The sequence below is a fragment of the Pseudomonas protegens genome, assembly GCF_003732485.1.
Classification (GTDB): Bacteria; Pseudomonadota; Gammaproteobacteria; order Pseudomonadales; family Pseudomonadaceae; genus Aquipseudomonas; species Aquipseudomonas protegens_B.
Genome location: NZ_MOAK01000080.1, coordinates 65,765 through 70,569, shown reverse-complemented (window position 1 = coordinate 70,569; position 4,805 = coordinate 65,765). Strand labels below are relative to the sequence as shown.

Genomic DNA, 4,805 nt, shown 5'->3' with positions numbered 1-4,805 from the left:
AAGCAGAGGTCGGGCCGCCGTGAATGAACACCACCAAAGGCGGTCTGTTGACCCCGTTCATGGCCGGGTAGAAGAAACCGTGGGCCTGTCCTTCGCCACTGGGATAGCACAGGGTTTGTGGTCGGCTGATGCGCTCCGTCGGCAGCGGCGCGACACCGCCGGCCAACACATGCACCTGCTGGGTTTCACGTTCGATGGCGACAATGGCCGAAGGACTGACGGGGGACGCCGCGATGCAATACAGGTAGCGCTGATCCAGTGCCAGGCCGCGAAAGCGGCTGTAGTCGCCGCTGAAGTCCTGTTGCGAACCGTCGGCGTGACGCAGCCCGAGACGGCCAAACCCTTCCTCGGTCCAACTGCCGAACCAGGAATCCCCACCAAGGGGCATCCAGGTGCGACATCCCAACTGCCAGGGTGCCGGGGCATGATCAGCCGCGGCACAGGGCAGCGGCCGCAAGCCGCTGTCCGATTCGGTCCAGGGTTGCCAGAAGCCCTGGCGATCCGTGAGGCAATACAGTTGGTTGTGCAGATCGAAGCGCGGTTGCTGCAGGGACTCTTCCTGGCCATCACCCGCCACGCAACGGGGATCACCCCACGTGCCGTTGGCCTGGCGTTCGGCGAGCATCAGGCGAGTGCTGGTCCAGGGCTGATGGGGGCGATTCCATTCGATCCAGGCCAGGCGTTGGCCATTGGGGCTCATGGTCGGAGCGGCATAGAAGTCGGCCCCGGCGGCGAGCAGGCGGCGCTGGCCGCTGTGGATGTCGATGGCTACCAGCCGGTGCTCGTTGGTGCACTCTTCCACGGCCAGTACTTGATCGGCGTGAGCGTGCAGGTCCCCGTAGCGACAGTCGCCCTGGGTCAGGGCCACTGGCGCGCCATCTGTCATTGGCTGCCGATACAGTTGCTGGTCCGCTTCATTGACGAACAGCAGGAAGTCGCCGCTGAGGCAGAAGGCGCCCCCGCCGTATTCATAGACGCGGCTGCGGACGCTGAACCCCGGCGGCGTCAGGCAGCGGGCCTGGCCTTGCTGCCAATGCCAGATCCGGCAACTGGCGTCCGCAGGACGGTATTCATTCCAGAACACGCCATCGGGTGTCAGTTGCAGCTCGGCAAAATCGATCCCGGCGGTGGTGGCCTGGTTGGCGCTGAAGGGCTCAACCCTTGGCGATGAGGCGTGAGTTTCGTTCATTGCGAAAGGCCAGTTGTTCAATGGTTTGGGTGGCCGTTTCGGATTCTTCGCGGGCCTTGAGAATCATCCCGTGGTGTTCCGATTTACTGCACACCGGGTCGGCATTGCTGGCGTCCCCCGTGAGCATGAAGGCTTGGCAGCGGCAGCCGCCGAAGTCCTTTTCTTTCTCGTCGCAGGAGCGGCATGGCTCCGGCATCCAATCGTAACCGCGAAAGCGGTTGAAGCCGAAGGAGTCGTACCAGATGTGCTGCATGCTGTGGTCGCGCACATTGGGGAACTTCACTGGCATCTGCCGTGCGCCGTGGCAGGGCAGGGCGGTGCCGTCCGGGGTGACGGTGAGGAAGATGCTGCCCCAGCCGTTCATGCAGGCCTTGGGGCGTTCTTCGTAATAGTCCGGAGTGACGAAAATCAGCTTGCAGGGGTGCCCCTGGGCTTCCAGCCTGGCGCGGTATTCGTTGGTGATGCGTTCCGCGCGTACCAGTTGTTCCCGGGTGGGCAGCAGGCCGACGCGATTGAGCTGGGCCCAGCCATAGAACTGGCAGGTAGCGAGTTCGACGAAGTCGGCTTCCAGGGCGATGCACAGCTCGATAATGCGGTCGATCTTGTCGATGTTGTGCCTATGGGTAACGAAGTTCAGCACCATCGGATAGCCGTGAGCCTTGACTGCGCGGGCCATCTCCAGCTTCTGGGCGAAGGCTTTCTTGGAACCGGCCAGCAGGTTGTTCACCTGTTCGTCGCTGGCCTGGAAGCTGATCTGGATATGGTCCAGTCCGGCTTTCTTGAAGTCACTGATCTTCTGCTCGGTCAGGCCGATGCCGGAGGTGATCAGGTTGGTATAGAAGCCCAGCTTGCGCGCCTCGCCGATCAACTCGGCGAGGTCCTGGCGCACCAGCGGTTCGCCACCGGAGAAGCCCAACTGCGCGGCGCCCATCTCCCGCGCCTCACGAAATACCTTGATCCACTGTTCGGTGCTCAGTTCCTTGCCCTGCTCGGCAAAGTCCAGCGGATTGGAACAGTAGGGGCACTGCAGTGGGCAGCGATAGGTCAACTCGGCCAACAGCCACAGTGGCAGGCCGATTTCCGGTTTGTCGGGCAGCGGCACCGGCTCAGCCGAGTTCGATCCAGTGCTGGGCACGGGCGACCTCCATGAACTGCTCGATATCGTCACCGAGCTCGGCCACGCCTGGGAACTGCATCTGAAGCTCGTTGATGATCGCCGCCACGTCGCGCTCGCCGTCGATCAGGCCGCCAATCAGTGCCGCGCTGTCATTGAGCTTGATCATGCCTTCCGGGTAGAGCAATACATGGCCCTTCTGTGCTGGCTCGTACTGGAAGCGGTAGCCGGGACGCCAGCGTGGGGTTTTGCTGCGGTCGAAACTCATAGGGTGATCCCCTTATGCCAGACCCGCTGATCGGTGACGCTGTGATAGGGCGGGCGGTTCAATTCATAGGCCATGCTCATGGCGTCGAGCATGCTCCAAAGGATGTCCAGTTTGAACTGGAGAATTTCCAGCATGCGTTCCTGACCGGCGCGGGTGGTGTAGTGCTGCAGGGTGATCGTCAGGCCGTGCTCGACATCGCGACGGGCCTGGCCCAGACGGGTGCGGAAGTACTCATAGCCGGTCGGATCGATCCAGGGATAGTGCTGGGGCCAGCTGTCCAGGCGCGATTGGTGGATCTGCGGGGCGAAGAGTTCGGTCAGCGAGCTGCTGGCGGCTTCCTGCCAGCTGGCGCGGCGGGCGAAGTTGACGTAGGCGTCCACGGCAAAACGTACGCCGGGCAGCACCAGCTCCTGGGAGCGCAGCTGGTCCGGGTCCAGGCCCACGGCCTGGCCCAGACGCAGCCAGGCTTCGATGCCACCGTCTTCACCCGGGGCGCCGTCATGGTCCAGCAGGCGCTGGATCCACTCGCGGCGAATTTCCCGGTCCGGGCAGTTGGCGAGGATCGCCGCATCCTTCATGGGGATGTTCACCTGGTAGTAGAAGCGGTTGGCGACCCAGCCCTGGATCTGTTCGCGGCTCGCCCGGCCTTCATACATCGCCACGTGATAGGGGTGATGGATGTGGTAGTAGGCGCCCTTGGCGCGCAGTGCCTGCTCGAATTCGGCGGGGGACAGCGGGGTGTCGGTCATGTGTGTTCTCCGGAGGGCTGCCCTTTCGTGGGCAAGCCCGCCCCTACGCAAAGGGGTCAAGGCTCTTGGGTCGAGCTTGTGGGCGATATGGCCTACAGCTCAATACTCATTCCGTCGTAAGCCACTTCCACCTTTCGGCGTACCAGTTCGGCACGTTCGGCGGAGTCTTCGTCGAGGATCGGGTTGGTGTTGTTGATGTGAATCAGCACCTTGCGCTGGTGGGGCAGTTGTTCCAGCACTTCGAGCATGCCGCCGGGGCCGTTCTGGGCCAGGTGGCCCATTTCCCGGCCGGTGCGGGTGCCCACGCCACGGCGCTGCATTTCATCGTCTTCCCACAGGGTGCCGTCCAGCAGCAGGCAGTCGCTGGCGGACATGATCTCCAGCAACGGCGCGTCCACCTTGCCCAGGCCCGGTGCGTAGAAGAGTTTACCGCCGCTGCGCAGGTCTTCGACGATCAGACCGATGTTGTCCCCTGGGTGCGGGTCGAAGCGATGGGGCGAATAGGGCGGTGCAGCACTGCGCAAGGGCAGTGGGGTGAAGCGCAGGTTGGGGCAGGCCAGAACCGTGAAACTCTGGTCGAGCTCGATGCGGTTCCAGTTCAGGCCGCCGTTCCAGTGGCTGAGCATCTTGAACAGGGGGAAACCGGTGCTCAGGTCTTCGTGGACCATGTCGGTGCACCACACCTGATGCGGGCAGCCTTCGCGCAGGCTGAGCAGGCCGGTGGTGTGATCGATCTGGCTGTCCATGAGGATGATGGCGCCGATCCCCGTGTCCCGCAGTGCGCGGCCCGGTTGCATGGGGGCAAAACCCTGCAGTTGGGCGCGGATGTCCGGGGAGGCATTGCACAGTACCCAGTTCACCCCGTCATCGGAAATCGCGATGGACGATTGGGTGCGAGCCTGGGCCCGCAGGCTGCCGTCGCGAAACCCTGCGCAGTTCACGCAGTTGCAGTTCCACTGCGGAAAACCACCGCCGGCGGCGGAACCTAGAATCTGGACAAACATGGACGCTCCCTGGGATGAAGGCATGAAAAAGACGGAGAACTGAAAATAAAAACGCCCCGGACGGGCCGAGGCGTTGCGCTGCGTTTTCTGGCCAGAGGCAGAAATCAGCGGCTGGCGAAGTACATGGTGACTTCGAAGCCGATACGCAGGTCGGTGTAAGCAGGTTTGGACCAGGTCATGAAAATGCTCCTTTGAGGTGGGTGGGACGGGAATTGCCTATACATATAGTCCACCTCCGGCGGGAGATGTTCAGATGCTTAGGGGGCTATCTTACTAAATTCCCACAAAAGGTTGCCCGCAATTCTGAAGAAAGCTCGTTGCAGCACCGGTAATGATCATTCTGCCGCTTGCCAGGGCGCTCCCGGGCAAGGCCCGTTGGCTAGCACTGTCCAGCCTCCTTTCGCCGAATGCAGGGCCATGGCGGCCTGGGTCACGGCTGCGGGCGTGAGGGCCAGAATGCTGTCGTGCAGCCGCTCCAGAT

At 62.7% G+C, this 4,805-nt stretch carries 5 protein-coding genes and 1 pseudogene; all 6 read right to left on the bottom strand.

The window, feature by feature from the left end:
- A pseudogene (locus BLX41_RS35915) lies at nt 1-1,084 on the bottom strand (TolB-like translocation protein); the annotation flags it as partial.
- Nucleotides 1,085-1,154: 70 nt separating this feature from the next.
- On the bottom strand, nt 1,155-2,324 hold the full coding sequence (gene pqqE, locus BLX41_RS21530) for a pyrroloquinoline quinone biosynthesis protein PqqE (RefSeq protein ID WP_123726517.1): 1,170 nt from the start codon (nt 2,322-2,324) through the stop codon (nt 1,155-1,157).
- Nucleotides 2,296-2,571: a pyrroloquinoline quinone biosynthesis peptide chaperone PqqD gene (gene pqqD, locus BLX41_RS21525; protein ID WP_123726516.1), complete on the bottom strand. Its 276-nt coding sequence runs from the start codon at nt 2,569-2,571 to the stop codon at nt 2,296-2,298. The genes pqqE and pqqD overlap by 29 nt, the downstream gene beginning before the upstream one ends.
- The gene (pqqC, locus tag BLX41_RS21520) at nt 2,568-3,320 is read right to left on the bottom strand and encodes a pyrroloquinoline-quinone synthase PqqC (RefSeq protein ID WP_123726515.1); all 753 of its coding nucleotides are present in this window, start codon (nt 3,318-3,320) and stop codon (nt 2,568-2,570) included. Before pqqC ends, pqqD begins: the two co-directional genes overlap by 4 nt.
- Nucleotides 3,321-3,412: 92 nt before the next feature.
- Complete coding sequence (gene pqqB / locus BLX41_RS21515) at nt 3,413-4,324, bottom strand: pyrroloquinoline quinone biosynthesis protein PqqB (RefSeq protein WP_123726514.1); 912 nt, start codon at nt 4,322-4,324, stop codon at nt 3,413-3,415.
- Nucleotides 4,325-4,428: 104 nt separating this feature from the next.
- Nucleotides 4,429-4,503, bottom strand: coding sequence for a pyrroloquinoline quinone precursor peptide PqqA (gene pqqA, locus BLX41_RS21510; RefSeq protein WP_003194766.1), 75 nt, complete (start codon nt 4,501-4,503; stop codon nt 4,429-4,431).
- Nucleotides 4,504-4,805 lie beyond the last annotated feature (302 nt).

What these genes read in the sequence shown, in the direction of transcription:
- pqqD (WP_123726516.1), bottom strand. Translation starts at nt 2,571, where the DNA reads ATGAGTTTCGACCGCAGCAAAACCCCACGCTGGCGTCCCGGCTACCGC.
- pqqC (WP_123726515.1), bottom strand. Translation starts at nt 3,320, where the DNA reads ATGACCGACACCCCGCTGTCCCCCGCCGAATTCGAGCAGGCACTGCGC.
- pqqB (WP_123726514.1), bottom strand. Translation starts at nt 4,324, where the DNA reads ATGTTTGTCCAGATTCTAGGTTCCGCCGCCGGCGGTGGTTTTCCGCAG.